Here is a 21069-nt window from a genome sequence, read left to right as displayed (position 1 = left end):
TCGCCACTAGCTGTAACCGGCATTGAGCGCCGTGTCGGCACCATCGGCGCCCCGCTCTTTTCCGCGATACGTTATTTGCCGGTGAACTGCGGCGCGCGTTTGGCAAGGAATGCTGCGATGCCTTCGCGCGCGTCGTCGGTTCGCGTGGCCCGGGAGAACAATGCGGCCTCTGCGCGCAGGCCGGCATCCAGATCCAGCCGCGTCGCAGACAACACCGCCTCGCGCGCCAGATGGACGGCGGAAGGCCCGCCTTCCGAGACGTCGGCCAAGTGCGCCTTGCCGACAGCGACCGGGGCGCCGCCCTCGACCAGCCGGTCGACCAGGCCGATCTCCAGTGCCTCGTCTGCGGCGATCATTCGGCCGGTGATAATCAGATCCAGCGCCCGGGTTGTGCCGACCAGCCGTGGCAGCCGTTGCGTCCCGCCGTAGCCCGGGATCAAGCCGAGCTTGATCTCCGGCAGCCCAAATTTCGCGCCGGCCAACGCCACCCGGTAGCTGCATGCCATGGCGAGTTCCAGACCGCCCCCTAGTGCCGCACCACGGATGACCGCAACACTGGGCATGCTCAACGCAGCCAGTTTCCCAAGCACTTGTTGCCCGAACACCGAACCATCCAGGTGCTGCTGCGGGGTGCGGTCCTGCAATTCCGCGATGTCCGCACCGGCGCAGAACGCGCGCTCGCCCCCGCCGACAATGACAACGCCGCGCACGCCGGACCGTTCGATATCGTCAACATGGCCGGACAGGGTCTCCAGCATGTCCAGGTTCAGGGCGTTGAGCGCAGCCGGCCGATCGATCGTCAGCACGGCCAGCTCGCCATCGTAGCGCAGGCCGATGGTCATACCTGGCCTCCATCCGGCTGCTTGCGCTTGCCTTCATAGACTTCGCGAAAACGCGGCTTGCGCTTTTCGAGGAACGCGCGTACGCCCTCCTGCGATTCGTCAGTCTCGTAGTACAGCGCGAGTGCCTGCATACCCAGCCCGCCAATGCCGCGGATCGAATCGGTGTCGGCATTGAACGAGCGTTTGGCGATGGCCAGTGCCGTGGGGCTCATGGCCAGGATTTCCTGGCACCATTTGTCGACTTCCGCGTCGAGCCGGTCGTGCGGCACCACGGCATTAACCAGACCCATGTTCAGGGCCTCGGCCGCGGTATAGCGCCGGCACAGGAACCAGATTTCGCGCGCCCGCTTCTCTCCCACGACACGCGACAGCAGCGCCGTGCCAAATCCTGGGTCGACCGAACCGACCTTCGGCCCCACCTGTCCCAGCTGCGCGGTATCGGAGGCAATTGCCAGATCACAGCACGTGACCAGCACATTTCCGCCGCCAATGGCATAACCGTTGACGCGTGCAATCACCGGTTTCGGGCATTCGCGGATCATGCCTTGCAATTCCTCGACAGGCAGGCCGATCACGCCGCGCCCGTCGTAGCCGCCGTCATGCGCCGACTGATCGCCACCGGTGCAGAACGCCTTGTCGCCGGCACCCGTCAGCACGACCACGCCAATGGACTTGTCCCACGAGGCGGCGTTCAGAGCGTCAATCAGCTCGTCGCAAGTCTTCCCGCGAAGCGCGTTGTACTTCTCCGGGCGGTTGATCGTGATGCGCGCCACGCCCGCACGCACTTCATAAAGGATATCGGTGTATTGGTTCATGGTGTGTGCTTGCTTTTAGCCGTGCATGGTCAGGCCACCGGACACGCTGATGACCTGGCCGGTGATGAAGTTCGCGTCGTCGCTCGCGAGGAAGCTGACAATGCCTGGAATGTCAGCGGGCTGCCCGAGCCGATTGAACGGGATGGCGCGCTTCAGGCCTTCATAGATCTTCTGACCGTATTCGCCTTCGCCGAGAAACGACTGCAGCAATGCTGTGTCGGTGGGACCGGGGCACACCACGTTGACGTTGATATTGTTGCGCGCACATTCGCGTGCAATGGTCTTGCTGAAGGCAATGACGCCGCCCTTGCATGCGGAGTAGACCGATTCGCCCGACGAGCCCACGCGGCCGGCATCGGACGAGATATTGACGATCTTGCCCTGCTTCGCCTTGACCATCCACGGCAATACGGCGTGGTGCAGGTTCAGCGGGCCCACGAGGTTGATGGCGATCACCTTGTTCCAGAACTCCGGTGTCGTCTCGAGAAACTTCGCCGCCACGTCCCAGCCGGCGTTGTTGACTAGAGCGTCAATGCCGCCGAGCTCTTGCGCAACGGTGTCGATCGCCGCCGTCACGGCGCCATGGTCGGTAATGTCGACCTTGACCGCCGTGACGCCCGAGCCGGTGTGCTTGAGCGACGTGCTGAGTTGCTCCAGCGCATCGGCATTGACATCAACGGCGACCACGCGCGCACCTTCCTCGCAAAACCGCTGGCACAGCGCCTTGCCAATCCCACCGGCTGCACCGGTGATGATGACCACCTTGTCGTTCAGACCTCGCATACTGCAATCTCCTGTGTGAATTCGTGACTAAGTCCGGCTGGCTACCGCCGCGGCGGCCAGCTTGCGCAGGACAAATTTCTGAAGCTTGCCGGTCGCCGTGCGCGGCAGCGTTTCGAAGACGATGTGGCGCGGCGTCTTGAAGCCAGGCAGCCGCTCGCGGCAATACCGGATCACTTCTCCCGAACTCACTGCCCCCGCGAACTGTGGCTTCAACTCCAGCAGCGCGCACGGGACTTCGCCCCATCTGGCGTCGGGCACCGCCACCACGGCTGCAGTCTGGACGGCCGGGTGCGTGTACAGCACCTCTTCGATCTCGAGCGAAGAGATGTTCTCGCCGCCGGAAATGATGATGTCCTTGGCTCGGTCCTTGATCTCGATATAGCCGTCGCCGTGCACCACGGCGAGGTCGCCGCTGTGGTACCAGCCACCGGCAAACGCTTCCGCCGTCGCCTCGGGGTTCTTCAGATAGCCTTTCATGGCCAGGTTGCCGCGGAACATCACCTCGCCCATGGTCTGGCCGTCACGAGGCACCGGTGCGAACGAGGGGTCGACCACTACCATGTCTTCCATCACCACGCTGCGTACGCCTTGCCGGGACAGATGCGCGAAGAAACCGTCCTCGCCTTCCTCGCGCCACTCCTGCTGCAACTGGCACAACGTGTTGACGCCGTGCATCTCGGTCATGCCGTATACGTGCAGCAAGGAAAAGCCGAGCGCCGACACCTTGCGCAGCACCGCCGTCGGCGGCGATGCCCCCGCGCACATGATCCGGATTGGCCGAGTAGGCTTGACCCAGTTGGCCGGTTTGCCATCCACGAGGAAATCGAGCACGGTCGGCGCGCAGCCGAAATGCGTCACGCCGTGCGCCTCGATGGCTGCGTAGATGTCGTCGGCCACCACCTTGCGCAGACAGATGCTGGTGCCCCCCATCGCCGCCATGGCCCACGCGAAGCACCACCCGTTGCAGTGGAACAGCGGCAGCGTCCACAGGTAGACGGGGTTGCTGCCAGGCATCTCGGCATTGATAGACTGGCCCAACGCGTTCAGGTAGGCACCGCGGTGGTGGTAGACCACGCCCTTGGGATTTCCGGTGGTGCCGGACGTATAGTTCAAGGCAATGGCGTCCCACTCGTCGGCCGGATAGCGCAGGGCAGTGTCAGGCGCTGCGGTCTCCAGGAAGGTGTCGTAGTCGATGGCGCCGAGGCGCTCGTCGCAGCCGGATGCTGGATCGATGATGTCGACGATCCGGATCTCGCGGCCGGACTGGCTGACGGCCTTGCGCGCGACGGCGGCAAACTGGCTGTCGACGAACAGCAGCCGGGTCTCGGAGTGCTGAAGAATAAAGGCAATGGCTGGCGCGTCAAGACGGATATTGATGCTGTTCAGCACGGCGCCGGACAGCGGCACGCCGAAGTGCGCCTCGAGCATTTCCGGGACGTTCGGCGCGAGGACCGATACCGTGTCGCCCCGCTCGATGCCGGCGGCGATCAGAGCCCTGGCCAGCGCCTCACAGCGCTGCGCATACTGCCGCCAGGTATAGCGTCGATCCTGATATATCACGGCGGCGCGCTCCGGGAACACGTCGGCGGCGCGTTTCAGGAAATGCAGCGGCGTCAGGGGTTGGAAATTGGCCTGGCACTTATCCAGGCCCTGGTCGTATTTGGTGGGCACGGGTGTCTCCTGCGGAAGGCTGGCGGAGTCAGTGAGTGAAATTCAGAGGGCGACAGCGAGCCGGGTGGCCTGGTCGATGGCGCGCAGCGCGTCAAGCTCGCTGGCGACATCGGCGCCCCCGATGAGGCGAGGCTTGAGACCACGCGCCACCAGCTGGTCGTGCAGCGTGCGGTTCGAGTTCTGGCCCGCGCACAGGACGACGTGATCGACGGGAAGTACATGCGGCTTGCCCTGGACCGTGTAGTGCAGGCCTTTGTCATCGATGGCATCATAGGTCGCGCCTGCCGTCATGGCGACATTGGCCTTGCGCAGCTTGGCTTTCAGGATCCAGCCGGTAGACTTGCCCAGCCGTTTGCCGAGGGATTCGTCCTTGCGCTGAAACATGAAGACGCTGCGGCGCGGCGTAGCGGCTTCAGCCGCTACGGTCAGGCCTCCCGGCGTGGTGCTGCGCGGATCGACGCCCCACGCGAGGAAGAAGGCTTGCGGATCGAGCGATTCCTCGGCATCGCCTAGCAGGAATTCGGCAACGTCGAAGCCGATCCCACCTGCGCCGATGATGGCCACGCGCTGGCCGGGCACGACCTTGCCGCTCAGCACATCGATATAGGACACGGCCTTGGGATGATCCACGCCGGCGAAGTCCGGCACGCGCGGCGACACGCCCGTGGCCAGCACGATCTCGTCGAACCAGCCCGTGCCAAGCGCCTCGGGCGTGGCGGCCTCGCCGAGCCGCAGCGTGACCTCCAGCTTGTCCAGCCTGACGCGGAAATAGCGCAGCATCTCGTGGAACTCGGCCTTGCCGGGCACCATCTTGGCCAGGTTGAGCTGCCCGCCAAGCTGGGCATCCGCTTCGAACAGCGTGACGCGGTGGCCGCGCTCCGTGGCGTTGATCGCAAACGCCATCCCGGCTGGCCCGCCCCCCACGACGGCGATCCGCTTCGGGGCGGACACGATCCCAATGGGAAATTCGATTTCCCTGCCGGCGCGCGGATTGACGAGGCACGTCGCGGTGCGCTCGGTGAAAATGCGGTCGAGGCAAGCCTGGTTGCAAGCAATACAGGTATTGATCTCTTCGGGGATGCCAAGCCGTGCTTTCCGGGCGAATTCTGGATCGGCCAGCAGCGGCCGCGCCATGGAAACCAGATCGGCAACGCCCGCAGCGATCACCTGTTCCGCGGCTCCGGGCGCGTTGATCCGGTTCGAAGCCATGACTGGAATGCTCACCGCCTGCTTGACGTTCTTCACCGCCTCGCTCCACGCCGCCCGCGGCACGGTGGCCGCAATGGTCGGCACGGCCGACTCATGCCAGCCCACTCCGGTGTTGATCAGGTCCGCGCCTGCTGCTTCGACCCGCCTGGCGAATTCGGCCACCTCTTCACCGGTCATGCCACCTTCGACCAGGTCGATCGCGGAAATCCGGTAGACCAGCATCGGATCGCGGCCGATCCGCTCGCGCACCGCGCGTACGACCTCGAGCGGGAAGCGGATGCGCGCTTCAAAGCTGCCGCCGAAGGCATCGTCACGCCGGTTGGTCGGCGCGGCGGTGAACTCGTTGATCAGGTATCCCTCCGACCCCATGATCTCGACGCCGTCATAGCCGGCTTCGACCGCCAGCGCCGCGGTATGGGCAAAGTCAGCGATCGTCCGCCAGACCTCATCCGTGGTGAGGGCGTGCGGCGAGAAGGTATTGATGCGCGCCTTGCCCGGCGAAGGGGCCACGCACTCCGGCACCTTGGCATAGCGGCCGGCATGCAGGATCTGCAGCACGATCTTGCCGCCCGCCTGATGCACGGCGCTGGTCACGGCGCGATGCTCGTCAACCTGATCGGCGCTGTTGAAAAGCGGCCCGCCCGCCTCCATGACCCCTTCCGGATTCGGCGAGAAGCCGCCGCTCAGGATCAGCCCGATCTCGCCCTCGGCGCGCGCCGCATAGAAGGCGGCAAGGCGCTCGCGCGGCCGGTCAAGCGTCTCCAGCCGCGTATGCATCGCGCCCATCACCATCCGGTTGGGAATGACGTGGTTACCTATCCTCAGCGGCGTCAGGATCTTGTCGAGTGTCTCCATGGGGTCCTCGTTTGTTCTGGTGGTTGCGTCAACACATACTAGGCATCCCTCGAATATACGTCAAGTACCTGATATATTTTTGCGATAAAACCGCGTTTCACAAGAACAATCATGCAATCTACATGTCATACATTGCTGAAGAATCACTTATCCGGCGCATCCAGTATTCCGGCGCGGGCGGCACCACAGCCGTAGAATGTCGCCATCGCGCCTGCCCCAGCCGCGCTACCCGCAATTTGAGCCATGACCGATTCCGCCCCCTCCTATGACCAGTCCGTCTCGTCCGTCCACAACCGCCTGTTCTTCCGGCTGTTTCAGGCGGGCAACACGCTGGACCGGCAGACCATCAAGTACCTGGGCATCACGACGGTGCAGTGGTCAGTGCTGGGCGCGCTGACGCGGCCGCAAGCCGCGCAAGGCATGTCGTTCTCGGAGCTGGCCGAATATCTGGTGGTCAGCCGGCAAAGCCTCGATGGCGTGCTCAAGCGCCTAGAGCGCGACGAACACGTGGTGCGGGTGGCTGACACCGTGGACCGGCGCGCCAAGAACGTGGTGCTGACCCCAAAGGGACGCGCGTTCTGGTCCAGCCTGCAGCCCCGGATCTATGAATTCTATCGCCAGGCCCTGGCGAGCTTCCGATTCGACGACAAGGTTTCGCTGGTGCACTTTCTGAACCAGCTCAATGGGGGCATGGCCGATGTGCACCTCGAAGGCGCCGGGGGCGAGGCCGACGCGGACACCGACGCTGCACAGGCAAAGTAGAAAAAAGACGCGATTGAAATCAAGCGAATGTCGGAGGAGAGCGCCCGTTGAATCGAATCCTGTCAGTCAAATTGGGCGCGCTTTGCATCCACAATGAGCGTTTACAGACTCAGTGCGTTTGCCCAACGGGTACTGGCTAAGGAAACTCACGCCGCGATGAGCGCAGCCACCGAACAAGCAGGTGTGAAATCGATCCGGAAACGCGGCCGTCGTCGCGCAAGGCCAGCATGCTCCCACTGGGCGCGGACTCGACCCCCATGTGTGCGTCACCGTGGCCAATGTGACCCAATGCCCGCATCCAGCCACTCCTTTGCGTCCCGCAGGACTTGCAGATCAATGCTGTCCATGACCTTCCCCTTGGTCAGCGTGTTGCCGACCCGAAATCAACGTAGCAACGAGAACGCAGCCACGGCGGCCGCGCTCAGCCCGATAAGCCAAGGAAGGATGCGACCATCGCCGTGCTGGGCGGCTCGATGGGTCTCGCCACCGCGGTGATCGTGACTGTCCTTAGCCCGACCGTCTGGGTTCAGGTGCTGGGGCATGCAACCGCCGTCTATCCATATGAATATCCGGCGCTGTTCTCGATGCTGGTAGCCTTTGCCGACATCTATGTCTTCTCGGTGACCGATCGTTCAGCGCGCGATATGGGAACGCAACGCTTATCAAAACCAGCGGGTCGCATGCGAGCTCGGCCTCTCCAATACGCGCGGCACCTGAAAGGTCAGTTGCAGAGGGTCTTCCAGCGGCGCGGCGGCAAGGAACGTCCCGTCGCCGGTCGGGGGCGCAGCGGTTTCCTCCCTCTCGAGGCGGTCCGAGCACTCATCCCAGTCCTAGGGAATGGCCTGGATGACTTCGAGCAGGTCGCGCCCCCTTCGCTTCCGCCGGCGTCCTTGCATCTGCCAGGTACATGTCGTCGGCCAGCAACCCATTGACCAGGATGCTGCCGTACTCGCGGCGGTGAACTGCGGTCCCATGTCTTTCGGGTCGCTTTGGCCATCCGAACTCTCTGCAGTCCCAGTGCCAAGGCGAGAAAGTCACTCAACTTTCGAAAAAGGTAGCGATCTTTTCATTATTTATCGGATGATTGGTAGAATCGTGGCGACTTCGAACAGCACCACCGAGAAAGACACTCATGGAGCCACGCGCTACTGCCAGCCAAGACGCATCGGCAATGAAATCCGCACGACGCTTGCTTCCGGAAGAAAGGGAACAGCAGATCGTCGAGAAAGCCATCGAACATTTCACCCGGAATGGGTTCGGCGGCAGCACGCGCGAACTGGCACGGCAGATCGGCGTCACGCAGCCGCTGCTCTATCGCTATTTTGAAAGCAAGGAAGCGCTCATCGAGCGGGTCTACAACGAAGTCTTCCAATGGCGTCCGGACTGGGACCGGCAGATCACCGATCGCTCGTTGCCGCTGACCGAGCGCTTGTATATCTTCTACCTGGACTACTCGTCGGTGATTCTGCGCGAGGAGTGGATCCGGCTCTTTATCTTTGCCGGGCTAACCCATGAAGGCATCAACAACAAATACCTGAGCAAGCTCCGCACCAAAGTATTCCTGCCGGTGCTGGCGGAGGTACGCGCAGCCTTCGACATTCCCGCGCCACGCAATACAGCGGAAACAGATGCCGAGATCGAGATGATTTGGGGCCTGCATGCGGCAATCTTCTACATTGGCGTGCGCAAGTGGATCTATGGCCTGAAGGTGCCAACCGATATGGAAACGGTCATTCGCCAGAAGGTGGACATGTTCCTACACGGCGCGCCGGCAGCCATGGCGCGTGTGCGTGCTGCGACTTGATGGGCAATGCAGGCGTCCGCAGTAAATTCGGGCGAGGCAACGCCCTACGGATCGCGCCGTTCCGGGGCCTAAAGATGCCCCAATCGATCCGGATGCGGGAATCCGCAAACACCGTTTTCATGCTTTTTCGGCATTATGTAACTCTATTGGGGAATTTTGGGACCGTATGATGGGCGCATGAACCAGTTTATCGCTGATCGGGAATCAATAATACTTCCTGCATCGACATACACGGGACAAGCGTCATGTCAGCCCACTCGACTTCCCTGCAGCAATCCCAACACGCCGAGGCACCGGCAAGCGTGCATTCTCTTTCCGATGAGGCCGGCCGCGCGTCGCATCCGCATCCCTATCTGCAACAGCATCCCGGCTACCAGCGCCTGTTCCGGCCTGGGGCCCTGACGGTCGGCCTTATCCTTCCACTGGAAACCCATCCGGGCAAGCCGGCGCCGACCATGGCAGACCACGTGGAGATGGCGCAACGCGCCGAAGCTCTTGGCTTTGGCGCGCTCTGGATGCGAGACGTGCCGTTTTACGATCCTGCCTACGGCGATGTCGCCCAGATCTTTGAGCCGATGGTTTATATCGGCTACCTGGCGGCAGCGACGACCCGCATCACGCTCGGCACCACGGGGATCGTTCTTCCGACCCGGGAACCGATGTATCTCGCCAAGCAGGCGACCTCACTTGATCAACTTAGCGGCGGGCGGCTGGTGCTCGGCCTTTCTTCGGGAGATCGCGAGAGCGACTACCCGATGCTCGGAATCGACTACGGATCCCGTGGGGACCGCTATCGCGACGCTTACTCGGTCTTTCGTACGTTGGCGGAACAGCGCTTTCCCAACTTCCGCTCGACGCGCTTCGGCGGCTCTCCCGGAACGCTCGATCTCGTACCCAAAGCCCCGTACGGCCGCGTCCCATCCGTCGCCGTAGGCCAGGCGCAGCAGAGCATGGATTGGCTAGCCCAGAATGTCGACGGTCTGCTGACAGGCTCCCCGCCGGTCGACAGGCTGACCGAGTTCGGCGCGCAATGGCGTGCGCAGGTGCGAGCGGCCGCCGGCCCGGACCTGTTCAAGCCACTGGGAATCGGCGGCTTCTTCGATCTCGGCACGAACCCTGACATGCCTTTCCAGCGGATGCCGGGCGGCTTTCGCGCAGGGCGCAATGGCTTGCGCGCCTACCTCGAGAAGGCACAGGCCGCGGGTGTGTCGCATGTTGCGCTCAACCCCAAGGTCAGCCGGCAGCCTTACAAGGAAATCCTGGAGGAGCTTGCCGAGTACGTGTTGTCCGATTTTCCCTCACATATCTGAAGCAGTCGGCCCAGGGCTTTTGCCTTTGGGCCCGACAAGGAACGGTTCCATGTCAGCACTTTTTGATCCCTACCAGCTTGGCATGCTGACGCTGCGAAATCGCATCGTCATGGCGCCGATGACGAGGGCACGTGCCGCCGATACAGTGCCGACCGAGCAGATGGCGCTCTACTACGCCCAACGCGCCAGCGCCGGCCTGATCATTACCGAAAGCGCGCAGGTTTCGGCGCAGGGACGCGGCTACCTCTGCACTCCGGGAATTCATACTCAGGCACAGATCGACGGTTGGAGGCGCGTTACGGACGCCGTTCACACCGCAGGCGGGCATGTCTTCGTCCAGCTCTGGCACGTCGGCCGGGTCTCGCATACCTCGCTGCAGGAAGGCGGACGTCAGCCAGTTGCCCCTGTGGCGATTCCGGCCGCCAACACAACAGTGCAGGCCTACGATCAGGAAAGACGCCCTGCACAGGTACCAGTGAGCACGCCAGTTCAACTGGATGCTGATGGTATCCGCCAGATTGTTGCTGACTTCCGTGACGCTGCGCGTAACGCCATGCGGGCCGGCTTCGATGGCGTGGAGATCCACGCCGGTAACGGCTTTCTCTTCGAGCAGTTCGTCAATGGCAGGCTGAATACCCGTAACGACCAGTATGGCGGTGCCGCGGTCGACAACCGGCTCCGCCTGCTTCTTGAAACGATCGACTCGGTCGCACAGGAGATTGGCAGCCAACGTGTTGGCGTGCGCGTTTCTCCGTTTGCGCGCCTCTACGACCTGCATCCGTTTGACGGCGAGGAAGACACCTGGCTCGCCCTGGCCAAAGCGCTATCTCAGCGCAGTCTCGCATACGTTCATGCCAGTCACCTGGGTTCGGCGACGTTTCAGCAGGCATTCCGCGCGGCCTATCGCGGTACGCTGATGCTCGCAGGCGGCTTCACTGCGGAGTCTGCCACGCGTGCCATCGACGATAACCAAATCGATCTCGCCGTGTTCGGCCGACCCTTCGTTGCCAACCCGGACCTCGTTGCCCGGATGTATCACGGCTGGCCGCTCGCAGAGGCGGGCGAGGAAGCCTTGTACGGCGGCGGTGCCCACGGGTACACCGACTATCCCCCTTTCAACGTCGCCACAGAGGATGTGGCGACGGTCTGAAGCAAATGGAGCAAGAATGACAGCACTCTCAGTACTGGACCTCGTGATGATCGGCGAGGGCAAGCGGCTTTCCGATGCACTCGACGCGTCGCGACAACTGGCCCGCCACGTGGAAAAACATGGTTACAAGCGCTACTGGATTGCGGAGCACCACGACATGCCCGGCATCGGATCTGCCGCCACGCCCCTGATCATTGGAGACATCGCCTCGGCGACGTCGTCCATTCGCGTCGGATCGGGGGGCATCATGCTGCCGAACCATGCCCCGCTCGTGGTGGCGGAACAGTTCGGCACCCTCAACACGCTGCATCCGGGCCGAATCGACCTCGGCGTCGGTCGCGCGCCTGGCAGTGGCGGCGCCACTGTCCGTGCCCTGCGCCGAGGCGCGCCGGAGCGCGACTTCGCGCAAGACGTCATGGAGATGATGGACTACCTTGCCGACAACGGCAGGCAGCCCGTACGCGCGGGACATGAGCCGAATGATGTGCCCGTCTGGATTCTCGGATCCAGCCTCTATGGTGCCGACCTAGCGGCCAAGCTGGGGCTGCCCTACGCGTTCGCGTCGCACTTTGCCCCGCGCTATCTTCACCAGGCCATCGCTCACTATCGCCAGAATTTCCGACCATCCCCACACTACTCGGCGCCTTACGTCATGGTGGGCGTGAACGTCTTTGCGGCCGACACAAGTGACGAGGCGGAGTTCCTGGCTTCGTCCCACCAGCAGTGGATGCTCAATTTGCACATGGGGCGCACCGGATTGCTGCCACGTCCGGTGGAAGGGTATGTGAAAAGCCTCCCCGATCACGAGCGCAACGTCCTCAATCAGGTGTTAGCGTGCACGGTCGCCGGGGATAAGGCCAAGGTGGGTGCGTGGATGCATGAGCTCGTCGAACGGACCGGCGCGGACGAACTGATGATCGACTGCCGGATTTTCGACGTGGGCGCACGCCTTCGCTCGCATCAGTATGCAGCCGAGTCGCTGCAGGACGCCCTTGTCGACTAGACGGCGTCAGATGTACGAGGAGGACGCGGGGCGATACTTCATCGCCCCGCTTGCTTGTCGATCAGGTCAGGCGCTGAACCATCGGGCACGTATTCCATCCATTCGATCAGCCATGGCCCTGCATCATGGCGACGCAAGCAAATTTGATAGTGCGCGCCTAGCAAGCGCGAGCCGTCCGCTTGCCGGGTCTTTCCGGGCATCAATCTGCCAATCCACAATCGTGCCGTACCCTGCTCGCTGTCAATCTCTATCCCCAGTGGGGTGCCATAGTGTTGCATCCATGGCCACGGAAAACGAAACGCCTTGAGTGTCCCCACCACCTCTCTACGCCCGCGCAGATGGCCCATTGGTGTGAGGACAGCTTGCGCATCTTCGCTGAAGCAACCCGCGAGCAGCGAGAAGTCTCCTTGATCCAGAGCCCAGGCGTATCGATACCAGGCTTCAACCACAGCATGTTGATCCGATTCCGCTGCACGCAGGTCGGTACGAGCCCAGGGAGAATCCATTTCGCTGACGATCGTTGCAACGCGATCACCCGGCTGCCACGCGCGGTCCTGGACGGGTAACGTCCAATTCGCCAGCAGGGCTGCATCGCCCTGAACCCAGTTGACCTGCATCCGGATGTCATGAATCAGGGGAGTGTCTTCGCGCATGCACATCTTCAATGTCACGAATCCTCCGAACAGCACCGCACTGGAAGTGGGAGCTTTATGATCACGCACCTCGCCGAAGAAATAGGCACTCATCACCCCTTCCCGGCCACTAAACCGCACCACCTCATTCGAGCCAGTGATATGAACAACTCGGCGGTCGCGAAAATCGACTGTCAGCATCGTGGTCACCGCTTCTTGCCCGCGCGCGTCGCCGCGGTGACTGGATTGGAACTGCACCGCGGGGCTAAACAGTGTGTGGGCATCGCCAACATTCTCACCGGACCAATAGTCAAGGAACGCTGTCAGGGTGGCTTCCAGACGATCACGTAGAACTGCGGGGGGATGCATGCTTCAACTCCTAATCGGTGCGCAGCTTTGGCTATCGAAGCCCGGCGAGCGCGCATATAGACAGACGGCAAGATTAGTCCGATGATTCGGGACGTGCGGTCCCATATCCCGGAATCGGAACACCCAGGCGAGAACGCAAAGACGACAAACGAATGGAACTCAACCGGATTGGCGACATTGCTGCCTTCGTGGCAGCGGTCAAGACTGGCAGCTTTACCGCTGCCGCGACCTCATTGGGGCTGACCCGTTCGGCCATCGGCAAGTGCGTTGTCCGTCTTGAAGCGAGGTTTGGTGTGCGCTTGCTGAATCGGACCACACGCCAACTCAGCCTGACGGACGAAGGGCGAATCATGTATGAGCGTTGCCGGCAGATTATTGAGGATCTCGAGGATGTGGATGCCACCATGGCCATGCGCAGAAGCAAGCCAACGGGGACCCTACGATTGACGGCGCCGTTGTCATTCGGCCAGCGGCACATCCTGCCAGTGCTGGACACCTTCCTTAAGCAGTGGCCCGAACTTCGCGCCGACATCGCCTTCACGGACCGCTTTGTCGATCTGGTGGACGAAGGCTTCGACATTGCTATCCGTATCGGAGAACCGAAGGACGATTCCGCAATCCTGACGCGAACCATCGGAACGCAACGATTTCTGACCTGCGCTTCCCCCGACTATCTCGCCAGACGGGGCACGCCACAAACGCCACAGGCGCTGCATGAGCATGACATCATCACGCTGCGTAGCGCGGATCGCCCTCGAGCATGGCACTTTGACACGCCGGACGGCCATTACGTATTCGACACCCAGGGTCGCCTGAGCATCGATAGTTCGGAAGCCATGCGCGCGGCCGCCCTTGCCGGGTTCGGGATCGTGCAGTTGCCCACGTATATTACTGGCGACGCACTGCGCAGCGGGGCCCTGATTCCAGTCCTGGAAGAGTTTGTGCCAGCACCGGATCCTATCCGGATCATCTACCCGAGCAAGCGTCATCTCTCGCCCAGGATTCGTGCCTTTATCGACCTTCTGGTCGAAATCTGGAAGGATGGCCAACCGTGGGAGCAGCGCTGACAACGGATAGATAATTGGGTCCCCGGCGGACCATATCCTGGTACGGAAAACGGCTTTATCCGGTCTGCGCTTTCTTTCAGACTTCGTTCTTCGCATCGCCTGCGTTTGTCCATCCACAACGACATGGCGGTATGCAAACCGGAGAACGTACCCATGCCCAGTCTTTTCGACCCATTCAAGCTCGGCGCCATCGAGCTCGCCAACCGTGTCGTCATGGCACCGCTCACCCGTTCGCGGGCCGACGCCAACGACGTGCCTTCCGCGCTGATGGCGCAATACTACGCACAACGTGCGAGCGCCGGGCTCATCATCTCCGAAGCGATCAACGTCACGCAGAACTCGCAGTCGTTTGAACGCTCGCCAGGCATCTACAGCGACCAACAGACCGAAGGCTGGCGCCGTGTAGTGGACGGCATTCACCAGCACGGCGGTCGCATCGTGGCCCAACTCTGGCATACGGGTCGCGCCAGTTCCTTTGCCATCCTCAACGGGAAGGCCCCTGTTTCGCCGTCGGCCGTCAATGACGATCTGCATCTCCTCCATGTTTGGGGACAGTTGGAAAACGGCGTCTATACCAAGATCCACGCCACGCCCTCGCGCGCAATGACGACCGAGGAAGTCCAGGCCACCGTCCAGGAATACCGTCGTGCCGCCGAAAACGCCAAGGCCGCTGGCTTCGATGGTCTGGAAGTCCACGCTGCCAACGGCTATCTGCCGCATCAGTTTCTCTCGCCCGGTACCAACCAGCGCGATGACCAATATGGCGGCTCGCTGGAAAACCGGACGCGCTTCTTGCGGGAAATCATCGAGCAGGTGTCGGAAGTATTTCCGCTCGACCGCATCGGCGTTCGGATCTCACCGTTTGCTGACTATAACAACGTACGCGACCCCGATCCGGCGCCGACGTACCGGTATGTCGCCGCCATGGTTCAGGGGTTCGGCATGGCCTATCTGCACGTTGCCGACACGAACGGGTGGTTCGACCGTCACGACTTGCCGCGCATTTTGGAGATCGTCCGCCCAGCTTACTCCGGCGCACTGATTGTCAATGGCGGCATCGACGGCAATAAGGCGAAGCAGCTCGTCGGGGAAGGAACCGCGGATGTTGTGGCCTTCGGCCGAGCCTTTATCGCGAACCCCGACCTGGTTTCGCGCTTGAAAGACAACGTCCCGCTCGCCCAGGCGTCTATGGAACACTGGTACGGTGGATCTGCAAAGGGCTATACCGACTATCCGGCCTATGCGGCCTGAGAGCTGCACCACAGGGTAAATACCTAGCTAGTCGAGTCTGCAGCGGACAGACGCATCTGCTAGAGTTTATCGATCGATCACTGATCGGTCGATAAGTCTATGACGGAAGGCAACTCGGTCGATCCACCTCGACCGAATAACTGGAGACCTCACATGGCTATGATGAAAGCCACCGTATTCGTTGAACCGGGGCGCATTGCGCTTGAAGACAAGCCGATTCCCGACATCGGGCCCACGGACGCCCTGATTCGAATTACGACGACCACAATCTGCGGCACGGACATTCATATCCTCAAGGGCGAATACCCTGTCCGCAGCGGACTCACTCTGGGGCACGAACCAATCGGGATCATCGAAAAGCTTGGTTCCCAAGTCAGGGGTTACCAAGAAGGACAGCGCGTGCTGTGTGCGGCAGTGACGCCCTGCGGCCAGTGTTCGTCCTGCCTGATGGGATTCCATTCCCAGTGCGGCAGCCAAGCCCCCAATGGCTGGAAAGTGGCGGGAGGCTGGAAGATTGGCAACTATCTGGACGGCTGCCAGGCGGAGTATTTCGTTGTGCCAGACGCTCAGGCAAACCTTGCACTGATTCCCGACAATCTGAGCGATGAGGACGTACTCCTGATTCCGGACATCGTCAGCACCGGCTTTTCCGCTGCCGAGTCCGCAGGCATCAAGATTGGCGATGTCGTTGTTGTCGTGGCCCAAGGTCCGATCGGACTATGTGCCACTGCGGGCGCGCGGCTCCAGGGCGCCGGCCTGGTGATCGCAGTAGACCCGGTCGAAGCACGACTCGAGAAAGCCAGGTCGATGGGCGCTGACGTCCTTCTTAATCCCAAAGAATGCGATGTGCTGGACGAGGTAATGAAACTTACGAATGGCGTGGGAGCCGACGTGGCCCTGGAATGCCTCGGCCGTGATGAAACGATGGCGACCTGCGTCAACGTGACACGTCCCGGCGGTACCGTGTCTAGCGTGGGCATCTATTCGAAGGATATCCCCGTGCCCCTGGACGGCTTTGGGGCCGGTCTTGCCAACAAGCGGATTGTGACCTCCACTTGCCCTGGTGGTAAGGAACGCATGCGTCGACTGCTCAACGTGACCTCTAGCCAGCGTATCAAGCTAGACCATCTGGTCACCCACACCTATCCGCTGGATGACGTCGTCGCCGCCTACGAGTTGTTCGGCCATCAACGCGATGGTGTCGTCAAGCTGGCACTGAAGCCGTGAGCCGAGCCTGAGAGCACCGACGTACTGAGTAGCCTCCGGTGCGTCGGTCGCGGGACGTGGTGGCACTCTTTGCACCTACTGAGGCAAACAGATACTCGCGCAGTCGTTGCCAATCAATCCGACCCACTGCCCACTCAATACGTCGACTTCGTCTCTGGGGGTTTCCATGAACTTCCGTTGCGCAAGCGCATACCGGAGCAAACGTTTCACCGTATTGCAGGCAAAGTGAACCTCATCTAGCCCCCTGGAGCTTCGCGTGGACGTCGGCCCAGCGCAAGGGAGCCGGCCCATTAGGTAGCACCGTCTTTCTGTGCCGACCCCTTCAACGACGCGCCAACAAATGCCCGGACTGCGGGCGACAACTCGCGCTTTCTCCTTGCAAAGGCCAGGTCGACGGTGTACTCGAAATCCCGAATCGCTCGATAGCATATGCCCGGCTGGAACAAATTCCTCATCGACTCGGGCACAACAACCACACCATATCCTGCGCAAGCCAGGCTGATCGCAGAGATGAAGTCCTGAACACGATAGTCGAGAATCGCCCTAAAGCCACCGACGGCACCTAATGCCGACAATACCTCTCCGAACCCTTCCTCTTCGTCAAACTGGGGCGAGATGAAGGACGCATGTCTCAGATCCTTGGCGGACAGCTCGGCCTTTCTCGCCAACGGATGATCTTCCGCCATCGCGATCATCAGGCGCTCACTATGTACGAGAGCCGCCGTCAAGCCTTGCGGATACGTACGCCGGGGGCGGCCGATCCCGACATCTATCTCCCCGCTAACTAACCCCTCAAGCTGGCGCGGGGTCTCCATGGCCACCACCTCGATACGGACATTGTCATGTGAAGCACGGAACTCGCGCATCAACCGCGTGAGCACCCCGCTGCTTACGCCTGAAGCGACGAAGCCAATCCGAACAACACCCGCCAGCCCGCGCGCCGCCAGCCTGCCCACCTGTTCGGCACGATCCAGATGCCTCAACGCCACCAAGGCTTCGGCACGTCCTGCATCCGTCAATGTTACAGGCTGTCGCTTGTTGCGGTTCAGCAGACGCACGCCCAAACTCCCGCTCCAATCGCTGAACTTGCGCACTCAAGGCGGACTGCGCCGATCTGCTGCCGGTCGAGTATTACCACGTGGTGTTCACCCTGCCGGCGCTGGTCAGCGCCATCGCCTATACCAACAAGGCAGTGATCTACGGCTTGCTGTTCGACGTCGCCGCCGAAACGCTGCGCACCATCGCGGTGGATCCCAGGCATCTGGGCGCGAAGATCTGTGCGACCCTGGTCCTGCACACGTGGGGATCGGCGCTGACCCATCACCCCCACGTGCACGGCATCGCCCCCGGCGGCGGGCTGTCGGGCGACGGATCGCGCTGGGTGGCCTGCAGGCCGGGCTTCCTCCTGCCGGTCCGGGTGCTCTCCCGACTGTTCCGGCGGCGCTTCCTCGAGGAACTCCACCAGGCCCATCGTGCCGGGCGGCTGCAGTTCTTCGGCGAGCATGCCAGCCTCGCCGAGGCGACGGCCTTCGCCGCGTGGCTCGCGCCACTGCGCCAGTGTGAGTGGGTAGTCTACGCCAAGCGCCCGTTTGCCGGGCCGGCGGCGGTGTTGGCGTATCTGTCGCGCTACACCCACCGGGTGGCGATATCCAACCAGCGCCTGCTTGCCCTGGACGAGCGCGGCGTCACTTTCCGCTGGAAGGATTACCGCGCCAAGGGCCGCACCCGCTACAAGACCATGACGCTCGGCGCGGACGAGTTCATGCGCCGCTTCCTGCTGCATGTGCTGCCCGGGGGCTTTCACCGCATCCGCCACTACGGCCTGCTCGCCAACGCCGCGCGCAGGCAGACGCTGGCCAGGGTGCGTGCGCTGTTGCACGTCGAGCCTGCGGTCGATCCACCGCACGCTGTCGAGGCGCTGGTCGGCCACGCCCAACCGACCTTCGTGTGGCCGCACTGCGGCGCACCGATGATCGTCGTCGACACCTTCACTCGCGGGCAAGCGATCCGCGCCCCCCCGCGGCGGCGAGGCGCAGCATGAGCCCATGCGTCCATCAAGGCCAATTCCGACTGTCGGCTCTTGGGCAACCCGAGCCCAAAGGGGACAGCTGCGCCTGGTGTCCCAATGGCACAGTTTGCCGCGCGACGCGCCGTCCTCAACAAGGGGGTTCCAGCGTTGCCGCCGCGCTTCTCGTCACCGTTTCCTTGCGGCCACCCGAACTCACCACCGTGTCCGGCCGAACTGCGGCCCTTCCAATCCCCATAGTGGCGTAGCTCGCTCAGGCGGCATCGTTCCATTCCGCGGTTTCCTCCCTCGAGGCTTGTCCGACGCCTGCCCGCCAGTTCCGGCGCAGGCTCGCAGGCCTGCGCATGAGGGCAGGCATCAGACAACCCTTAACAGGAGCAGCCAGTCCAGGGGCTTTCCTGATCGGCCGCTTTAGGCTGAATCTGAGTCATTCACGGTCCGAGACCCAACGGCAGCGATCACGGACACCGGTCATTGGACGACTTCAGCCACGATCGACAGCTTGAACCTCGACACCAGTCGTTCAAACACGCGGGGGCGACATGCCGGCGCAAAAAGCCGCTCCTGCGCAACGCGATTGGGTTCGAGGCAACCCGGTGCGGACTTCGCAATTGCCGATTTGATCCCTGAATAGCGAACGTTCAGCAATATATGAAAGGCAGCGGCAACTGCTAGCACGACGCGATGCGGCGTTTCCGATGCGGGCAAGCGCGTAGGCGCACTTCTTCTAAACTCGTAGAGGTTGTTGCTTTGATAGCAAGTTCGAACTCATCCAATTTGGTGCGCGTCCCCCCTTTTGCCCTTGCTTCATGGAGACAGTTGACTTGGTCGCGTGATGTTCCCTTGGATCACCAAGGTGACAACGGTCACGTTCGCTGGAGCTGCAGACTTGAGAATCGCAATACCGTCATCAGCAGGCCACGGCGCCGAGTTCTTTTCGCTGCAGTCAAGGATGCAGAGAAGCGCAACGCGCTTGCCCTTTGCCACCGCGTAGCTTGCTGCCTGCTCGACGTACGCTTGGCAGTCATCCATCTGCCGGATCCTCTTCTTCACCGATTTGAGCTCGATGGAGATCCCCCGCAGGCTCAGGTCTGTCAAACCTCCCGCCGCTGCAGGATGCTCTTCCAGTTCGGCCGCGATGTGAGGTGAGCGCCTGAGTTCCTTGCGCACGTACTCTTGGAATGGCGCTTCGAGCCAGACACCCTTGAACGCTGCATCTTGAACAGCCCGTCCGGTCATGACGGCGGCAAGCATCTGTCCGCCTGGTTCTACCCCGCTAACCTGAAGGCTATGTCCGCCTCGAAGAGGCGGTAGGGGTGCGGGGAAAGCGGAATTCAGTATATAAATGCGGTCATGACACCCGTTGACAGCCTCTGGTTCACCAATCCCACCCTCGCCTATGCCGATTGGCAGAGCCGCGAGGCAGCCGGCGCGGACCGGCGCCCTTTCGCGGCCCGCTCGATCATCCAACATCAGGCCATGTTCGAGCATTTTCGGCATCATCTGCTGGCCGCCGACACCACCGTCGTCACGTTCGGCCCAGACCATATCGATACCTTCTGGCAGTCGCCCGACGCGCGCAGTTACAGTACCGCCACGCGCATGCGCTATCTGAAACTGCTGGACCGGTTGTGTCGCCACTTGGTGGCCATCGGCGTGCGCAAGAGCAATCCAGCCGGTCAATTGGTCCGCGACGGTCAGTGGCCAAAGGCCGAGCCGGATCCCATCTACCTGCCAGAGGACGCGGACGCCCGCCTGCAGGCTTGGGTGCAGCCGCACGCTGGGGATGATCCGGCGGCCTTGCGCAACCGCGCCATCGTGGCGCTCTTCCTCGGCACCGGCGTCACGGCATTGGAAGGCCGCACGGCCCGCCGGGAGGATCTGCAGCCCGATGCTGCCCCGCCCTACCTGCGCGTGCCAGCCCACGGCGCGCGTGATACCCGCACGATCCCCCTCGCCGGGTTCGCGGTGCCGATCCTGACCGAGTGGTGCGTTCGCCGGCAGACCCTTCCGGTCGTTGGCGACCTCGTGTTCTCCCTCCAGGCCAGCGGCGAGCCGATCACGGATATGAGTCTTGGCAAGATCGTGCGAGCGGCGCTCGTCGCGATCGACTTCGAAGCGCCAGACATGAGCCCGCGGGTGCTGCGCAACACCTACTGCCGGCGTCTGCTGCTTGCCGGGCGCAACCGCGATGAAGTCGGCAAGCTGCTTGGGCTGGCCAGCACGCGAACTTGTGACCGGCTAAGGACCACCATCGATGCACAGTTGTAAGTATTGGTATCCCCAAGTCCCA

At 62.3% G+C, this 21069-nt stretch carries 18 protein-coding genes and 2 pseudogenes; 11 read left to right on the top strand and 9 right to left on the bottom strand.

Translation table 11 applies throughout. The features are described 5' to 3' along the window. Window positions 1-71 precede the first annotated feature (71 nt). From AC1Q7Q_RS22075 to AC1Q7Q_RS22055, 5 genes are read right to left on the bottom strand one after another with little or no spacing between them, the layout of a single operon-like run. Window positions 72-842 carry an enoyl-CoA hydratase/isomerase family protein gene (locus AC1Q7Q_RS22075; RefSeq protein WP_492371066.1) on the bottom strand — a complete coding sequence of 257 codons (771 nt, stop codon included), beginning with the start codon at window positions 840-842 and terminating at the stop codon, window positions 72-74. Beyond that, window positions 839-1657, bottom strand: a complete 819-nt coding sequence (badI, locus tag AC1Q7Q_RS22070) for a 2-ketocyclohexanecarboxyl-CoA hydrolase (RefSeq protein WP_492371065.1) — start codon at window positions 1655-1657, stop codon at window positions 839-841. The genes AC1Q7Q_RS22075 and badI overlap by 4 nt, the downstream gene beginning before the upstream one ends. Window positions 1658-1672: 15 nt before the next feature. Continuing rightward, window positions 1673-2440, bottom strand: coding sequence for a glucose 1-dehydrogenase (locus AC1Q7Q_RS22065; RefSeq protein ID WP_492371064.1), 768 nt, complete (start codon window positions 2438-2440; stop codon window positions 1673-1675). Window positions 2441-2467: 27 nt separating this feature from the next. After that, window positions 2468-4111: an AMP-binding protein gene (locus AC1Q7Q_RS22060; protein ID WP_492371063.1), complete on the bottom strand. Its 1644-nt coding sequence runs from the start codon at window positions 4109-4111 to the stop codon at window positions 2468-2470. A gap of 42 nt (window positions 4112-4153) precedes the next feature. Next, on the bottom strand, window positions 4154-6175 hold the full coding sequence (locus tag AC1Q7Q_RS22055) for an oxidoreductase (RefSeq protein ID WP_492371062.1): 2022 nt from the start codon (window positions 6173-6175) through the stop codon (window positions 4154-4156). Between the two features lie 243 nt (window positions 6176-6418). On the opposite strand from AC1Q7Q_RS22055, the gene AC1Q7Q_RS22050 reads away from it, so the two are divergent. Further along, on the top strand, window positions 6419-6937 hold the full coding sequence (locus AC1Q7Q_RS22050; protein ID WP_342913486.1) for a MarR family winged helix-turn-helix transcriptional regulator: 519 nt from the start codon (window positions 6419-6421) through the stop codon (window positions 6935-6937). A 66-nt stretch (window positions 6938-7003) separates the two neighbouring features. Here AC1Q7Q_RS22050 and AC1Q7Q_RS22045 read toward each other — a convergent pair whose 3' ends face one another. Further along, window positions 7004-7207, bottom strand: coding sequence for a hypothetical protein (locus tag AC1Q7Q_RS22045; protein ID WP_492371133.1), 204 nt, complete (start codon window positions 7205-7207; stop codon window positions 7004-7006). A 185-nt stretch (window positions 7208-7392) separates the two neighbouring features. On the opposite strand from AC1Q7Q_RS22045, the pseudogene actP reads away from it, so the two are divergent. From actP to AC1Q7Q_RS22020, 5 genes and pseudogenes are all read left to right on the top strand, one after another. Beyond that, window positions 7393-7654 (top strand): annotated as a pseudogene (gene actP, locus AC1Q7Q_RS22040) (cation acetate symporter); the annotation flags it as partial. Between the two features lie 415 nt (window positions 7655-8069). Then, window positions 8070-8741, top strand: a complete 672-nt coding sequence (locus AC1Q7Q_RS22035) for a TetR/AcrR family transcriptional regulator (protein ID WP_492371061.1) — start codon at window positions 8070-8072, stop codon at window positions 8739-8741. Between the two features lie 245 nt (window positions 8742-8986). Then, window positions 8987-10051, top strand: a complete 1065-nt coding sequence (locus AC1Q7Q_RS22030) for an LLM class oxidoreductase (protein ID WP_492371060.1) — start codon at window positions 8987-8989, stop codon at window positions 10049-10051. Window positions 10052-10100: 49 nt separating this feature from the next. Further along, complete coding sequence (locus AC1Q7Q_RS22025) at window positions 10101-11201, top strand: alkene reductase (protein WP_492371059.1); 1101 nt, start codon at window positions 10101-10103, stop codon at window positions 11199-11201. A 16-nt stretch (window positions 11202-11217) separates the two neighbouring features. Continuing rightward, a complete protein-coding gene (locus AC1Q7Q_RS22020; RefSeq protein WP_492371058.1) occupies window positions 11218-12204 on the top strand; it encodes an LLM class flavin-dependent oxidoreductase in 987 nt (328 codons plus the stop codon). A gap of 38 nt (window positions 12205-12242) precedes the next feature. Here AC1Q7Q_RS22020 and AC1Q7Q_RS22015 read toward each other — a convergent pair whose 3' ends face one another. Further along, entirely contained in the window at window positions 12243-13205 is a 963-nt protein-coding gene (locus AC1Q7Q_RS22015; protein WP_492371057.1) for a nuclear transport factor 2 family protein, read from the bottom strand. 152 nt (window positions 13206-13357) lie between these two features. Here AC1Q7Q_RS22015 and AC1Q7Q_RS22010 point away from each other — a divergent pair, with 152 nt between their 5' ends. The 3 genes from AC1Q7Q_RS22010 (at window position 13358) to AC1Q7Q_RS22000 (ending at window position 16750) form a co-directional block, all read left to right on the top strand. Beyond that, window positions 13358-14272 (top strand): LysR family transcriptional regulator, encoded by a 915-nt coding sequence (locus AC1Q7Q_RS22010; RefSeq protein WP_492371056.1) that lies wholly within the window; start codon window positions 13358-13360, stop codon window positions 14270-14272. A gap of 153 nt (window positions 14273-14425) precedes the next feature. Further along, entirely contained in the window at window positions 14426-15523 is a 1098-nt protein-coding gene (locus AC1Q7Q_RS22005) for an alkene reductase (RefSeq protein ID WP_492371055.1), read from the top strand. A 153-nt stretch (window positions 15524-15676) separates the two neighbouring features. After that, complete coding sequence (locus AC1Q7Q_RS22000) at window positions 15677-16750, top strand: zinc-binding dehydrogenase (RefSeq protein ID WP_492371054.1); 1074 nt, start codon at window positions 15677-15679, stop codon at window positions 16748-16750. Between the two features lie 290 nt (window positions 16751-17040). On the opposite strand, the gene AC1Q7Q_RS21995 is transcribed toward AC1Q7Q_RS22000, so the two are convergent. Further along, window positions 17041-17808 (bottom strand): LysR family substrate-binding domain-containing protein, encoded by a 768-nt coding sequence (locus tag AC1Q7Q_RS21995; protein WP_492371053.1) that lies wholly within the window; start codon window positions 17806-17808, stop codon window positions 17041-17043. Window positions 17809-17858: 50 nt separating this feature from the next. Here AC1Q7Q_RS21995 and AC1Q7Q_RS21990 point away from each other — a divergent pair. Then, window positions 17859-18791 (top strand): annotated as a pseudogene (locus AC1Q7Q_RS21990) (IS91 family transposase); the annotation flags it as partial. 792 nt (window positions 18792-19583) lie between these two features. On the opposite strand, the gene AC1Q7Q_RS21985 reads toward AC1Q7Q_RS21990, so the two are convergent. Further along, window positions 19584-20030 (bottom strand): hypothetical protein, encoded by a 447-nt coding sequence (locus tag AC1Q7Q_RS21985; protein ID WP_492371052.1) that lies wholly within the window; start codon window positions 20028-20030, stop codon window positions 19584-19586. Window positions 20031-20129: 99 nt separating this feature from the next. Between AC1Q7Q_RS21985 and AC1Q7Q_RS21980 the strand changes: the two genes are divergently transcribed. After that, window positions 20130-21047 carry a tyrosine-type recombinase/integrase gene (locus AC1Q7Q_RS21980; RefSeq protein ID WP_492371051.1) on the top strand — a complete coding sequence of 306 codons (918 nt, stop codon included), beginning with the start codon at window positions 20130-20132 and terminating at the stop codon, window positions 21045-21047. Window positions 21048-21069 lie beyond the last annotated feature (22 nt).

This window comes from Cupriavidus sp. GW823-FHT07A04 (assembly GCF_058794615.1).
This window is presented reverse-complemented; position numbering and strand designations above follow the sequence as displayed.